Annotated in this window: 1 protein-coding gene; it reads right to left on the bottom strand. The window is 99.6% G+C overall.

Annotated features, from left to right (window positions below):
- Positions 1-255: hypothetical protein (locus ACTHUM_RS20175; protein ID WP_268083134.1), on the bottom strand; the 255-nt coding region annotated here is incomplete at both ends.

The raw sequence follows: 255 nt of genomic DNA, 5'->3' as shown, positions 1-255 counted from the left end.
CCCCCCCCCCCCCCCCCCCCCCCCCCCCCCCCCCCCCCCCCCCCCCCCCCCCCCCCCCCCCCCCCCCCCCCCCCCCCCCCCCCCCCCCCCCCCCCCCCCCCCCCCCCCCCCCCCCCCCCCCCCCCCCTCCCCCCCCCCCCCCCCCCCCCCCCCCCCCCCCCCCCCCCCCCCCCCCCCCCCCCCCCCCCCCCCCCCCCCCCCCCCCCCCCCCCCCCCCCCCCCCCCCCCCCCCCCCCCCCCCCCCCCCCCCCCCCC

The organism is Neisseria sp. P0021.S006, assembly GCF_051956895.1.
The sequence above is the reverse complement of the archived record's forward strand: the minus strand, read 5'-3'. Positions and strand labels throughout refer to the sequence as shown.